The 4,131-nt window shown below is 39.0% G+C and carries 3 protein-coding genes; 2 read left to right on the top strand and 1 reads right to left on the bottom strand.

Annotation, left to right across the window (positions count from 1 at the left end; genetic code table 11):
• Positions 1–43: 43 nt before the first annotated feature.
• The gene (gene mrdA / locus FJR37_RS04045) at positions 44–1,822 is read right to left on the bottom strand and encodes a penicillin-binding protein 2 (RefSeq protein WP_039203508.1); all 1,779 of its coding nucleotides are present in this window, start codon (positions 1,820–1,822) and stop codon (positions 44–46) included.
• A gap of 81 nt (positions 1,823–1,903) precedes the next feature.
• Here mrdA and FJR37_RS04040 point away from each other — a divergent pair, with 81 nt between their 5' ends.
• Entirely contained in the window at positions 1,904–3,040 is a 1,137-nt protein-coding gene (locus FJR37_RS04040; protein WP_168465363.1) for an ABC transporter ATP-binding protein, read from the top strand.
• Positions 3,041–4,123, top strand: a complete 1,083-nt coding sequence (locus tag FJR37_RS04035; RefSeq protein WP_168465362.1) for a spermidine/putrescine ABC transporter substrate-binding protein — start codon at positions 3,041–3,043, stop codon at positions 4,121–4,123.
• The last annotated feature ends 8 nt before the right edge of the window (positions 4,124–4,131 follow it).

Raw genomic sequence — 4,131 nt, 5'->3', positions numbered from 1 at the left:
CCCATTACCCATTACCCATTACCCATCACCCATTACCCATCACCTATTTTCGAGCAAAATGTTTTTCCATGATTTCTAAAATCATCGGTGCAGCGACACTACCACCACCACCACCGGAATGTTCAGCAAAAGCCACTACTAAAATTTCTGGCTTATCCGCAGGTGCATAAGCGCCAAACCAAGCGTGATTTTCTTTAACTCCTGCCCTCCAAGCTTCTGCTGTACCACTCTTACCAGCTACTGGCGGAAGATTGGGGACATTTAGTACCTTACCTGTACCTTCACTAACTACCTTCCGCAATCCTTCCCGGAGAACTTTGACCGTTGTGGGTTTGAGATTTAATGATTCTCTCCAGCTTTTAGCTTCTTCATTATCCTTCAATAAATGGGGTTGAACTCGATAACCACCATTGGCAGGTACAGCAAACATCACAGCGGTTTGTAAAGGAGTAGCTTGTAAAGCCCCTTGGCCAATGGACATATTTATAGTATCACCGACACTCCAAGGTATCTTCCAGGCTTTCTGTTTCCAATTTTCATCAGGAACTAAACCTTTAGATTCTTCTGTAGTAAATTCAAACCCGGTTTTTTGACCGAAACCATATTTACGAGTCCATTCAATCAATGTTGGTCCACCGACTCGCTTACCAACTTGATAAAAGAAAGTATCGCTACTCCACTGCATCGCCCCGACAAAACCCAGAGGACCAAACCCAGCATGATTCCATTCACCAAATCTAGTTCCACCAATAGTTAAAGAACCGTAGGTTTGTAATACTGTATCAGGATAAAATTTACCTGATTCTAATCCAGCCGTTGTGGTGACGATTTTAAATGTACTGGCTGGAGGAAAGGCGCTAATGGCACGATTAACTAAAGGATGTCCAGAACCTTGAACGGTTAACCAATCTTTTTGAGAAAGTTTTTGTTTAGAAAATATATTGGGGTCAAAAGTAGGATGAGACACCATTGCTAAGACAGCCCCATTTTTAGGGTCAATTGCAACTATTGCGCCATTACGATTACCTAAAGCTTTTTCTGCTGCCATTTGCATATCCAAATCTATGGTTAAATGCAAATCATTACCAGCTTTTGCTTGTTTGCTTCCCAATACTCGTAGAGGTCTACCGCTACCATCAACTTCCACTTGCTGACCGCCCCATTCACCTCTTAACAATTTTTCATAAGCTTTTTCTACCCCCATTTGACCCATGACATCTCCTAAGCGGTAGCCTTCAGCTTTCCTTTTTTGCAACTGTTCAGCAGTAACTTCACGGGTATATCCAAGTATGTGAGCCAACTCTTGACCATGAGGGTAATAACGAACAGCTTCCGTATTTATTTCTACTCCTGGTAGTTCATTTTCATACTCTTTTAATCCTGTTACCTGTGCTTCGTTTAAATTTCGAGCAATGCGAATTAATGATGAAGGATTAACAGCAGATTGTTCAAGTATTTTCTCGATATCTGTTTGGGGTGTGTCGAGAATTTTGGCTAAACGTGGACCAACTACCGACCAAGAGGGTTTGGTATGTGCCATTGGCCATAAGTACACAGATCGGGGATAACGGGTGCTGGCTAATAATTTACCATTTCTATCAAAAATATTACCTCTTTCTGGTTGTTTGGGAATAATCCGAATGCGGTTGGATTCTGCCCGGATGCGGTGATTTTTTCCTTCGATAATTTGTAAATATATTAATCTAGCACCAATTCCAGATAACATTAATAACGTGAATAGAATTACAAATGTGGATTGAACACCACGTCCAACCGTGCGTGTATTTTTTGTTATACTAAGTAATGATGGTAAAATAGTCATAGACCAAAATAATTTTTTGGGATAAATAGGTAACAACTGACAACTGACAAGATTAAATATCAGGGTATTCTACTGAAGATTATGGCTCAAACTGCGATGCAGAATCAAAGAGGTTTAAAACCACTACAGCCACTTGATGTTGAATTGCGTAATGTATTCAAGTTTTTCAACCAAGAACCCGCAGTACAAGGAGTGGATTTGGATGTTAGACAGGGAGAGTTCTTTAGCATTTTAGGTCCCTCTGGTTGTGGAAAGACAACTACGCTCCGCTTGATTGCTGGATTTGAAAGGGTGGATGCTGGTAAGTTACTCATTCAAGGTCAGTTAATGACTGATGTTCCTCCTTATCGGCGACCTGTGAATACTGTATTTCAAAGTTATGCTTTATTTAACCACTTGAATGTGTGGGAAAATATTGCTTTTGGATTGCGATTGAAAAAAATATCCAAATCGGAAATTGCTAGTCGCGTTACAGATGCTTTAAAGCTAGTAAAAATGGAAAGTTTGCGATCGCGTCTTCCTAGTCAACTCTCCGGTGGTCAACAACAGCGGGTAGCCTTAGCCAGGGCTTTGGTTAATCGTCCCGCAGTTATTCTCCTCGATGAACCTTTGGGAGCATTAGACTTAAAACTTCGCAAGGAGATGCAGGTTGAGTTATCCAATCTTCACAAGGATTTAGGGTTAACTTTTGTGATGGTGACACATGATCAGGAAGAAGCATTATGTTTATCTGATCGCATTGCGGTGATGAATCAAGGCAAAATAGAACAAATTGGTACTCCTAGCGAGATTTACGAACGTCCTCAAACACCTTTTGTAGCTGACTTTATTGGTGATACTAATCTATTTAGCGGTGAAATTGTGGAAGTAGATGCAGAATCTATGAAAATTTCTACTAAAACCGGATTAACCATGATTGTTAGTCGTCACGAACAAACTCCTCTAGAAATAGCTCAAAGTGTTGTTGTTAGTGTCCGTCCTGAAAAAATTCAACTTTCCCTTTATCCCACTAATATACTCACAAATTGTTTTGAGGGACGGCTAATTAATGTCATGTATTTAGGGACTCATGTTAATTATGTTGTGGAATTAATCAATGGTGTTCACCTCAATGTTTTACAACCTAATACTTATGCTAGTTTACCAGGTAGGAATACACCCATTTATGCTTGGTGGGAAAAATTTGACTGTTTAGCTATTAGTCAAGATGTAAATTAAATGACTAACAGACGGAATTTTCTCAAAAAAACGGCGGCATTTTCTACCTTATCTTTAGGTAGTTGTGGTTGGCGACTAGCTAATGTGGGGTCAAACTATATTAGCTCTAATCAAAGTGGCAAACTATATATTTATACCTGGACTCAATATACAGATAAAGAATTAATAACTACCTTCACGACCCAAACAGGTGTGAAAGTAATAGCAGATGTATATGAATCCAATGATGTCATGTTAGCTAAGTTGCAAGCTGGAGGTGGTGGTACTTATAGCATTATTTACCCCTCTGACTATATGGTACAAAAGATGGCGGAAAAAGGGTTATTGATGGAAATAGATCATAGCCGTTTAATTGGCTTAGATAATTTATTTTCCCAATTTCATAATCCCACTTATGACCCGAATAACCGTTATAGTATTCCTTTTAATTGGGGAACAACGGGTTTATTATACAACTCAGAAGAACTGGTAAATGCCCCAGAAGATTGGGAGTATCTTTGGCAAAATCAAGATAAACTCAATAAACGATTTACCTTACTCAATGACGTGCGAGAGGTAATGGGTGCAACATTACGGATGTTGGGCTATTCCTATAATTCCCAAAATAAAAATGAGGTTAAACAAGCATATCAGAAATTGCAGATATTAAAACCTGCGATCGCCGCTTTTGATACTGACGCTTGGCAAAATAAGATTCTGGCGGGAGATTTAGCGATAGCTATGTGTTATTCTACTGATGCCGTCAAAATTTGTAAGGAAAATCCCAACCTCAAATTTGTAATTCCTCGTAGTGGTTCTTCATTATGGACTGATACCATCGTCATTCCCAAATCTAATCCGAATATAGCTGGTGCTTATGCCTGGATTAACTTAATTTTGCAACCAGAAGTAGCAGCGAAAATTTCCGAACGTTTATATATTTCTACTCCTAATCGGGCAGGATTTGAAAACTTACCAAAAGTAATTCAAGAGAATACTAATTTATTTCCTCCTGAATCACTTTTAGCAAAGTGCGAACGTGTAACTCCTTTAGGAAAATTTGAAGAGATTTATGAACGTTATTGGACTCAATTACTAACTTAAAAAATGAT

The sequence above is a fragment of the Aphanizomenon sp. UHCC 0183 genome, from assembly GCF_009712065.1.
Classification (GTDB): Bacteria; Cyanobacteriota; Cyanobacteriia; order Cyanobacteriales; family Nostocaceae; genus Dolichospermum; species Dolichospermum heterosporum.
The sequence above is the reverse complement of the archived record's forward strand: the minus strand, read 5'-3'. Positions and strand labels throughout refer to the sequence as shown.

What these genes read in the sequence shown, in the direction of transcription:
- FJR37_RS04035 (WP_168465362.1), top strand. Translation starts at nt 3,041, where the DNA reads ATGACTAACAGACGGAATTTTCTCAAAAAAACGGCGGCATTTTCTACC.
- FJR37_RS04040 (WP_168465363.1), top strand. Translation starts at nt 1,904, where the DNA reads ATGGCTCAAACTGCGATGCAGAATCAAAGAGGTTTAAAACCACTACAG.
- mrdA (WP_039203508.1), bottom strand. Translation starts at nt 1,822, where the DNA reads ATGACTATTTTACCATCATTACTTAGTATAACAAAAAATACACGCACG.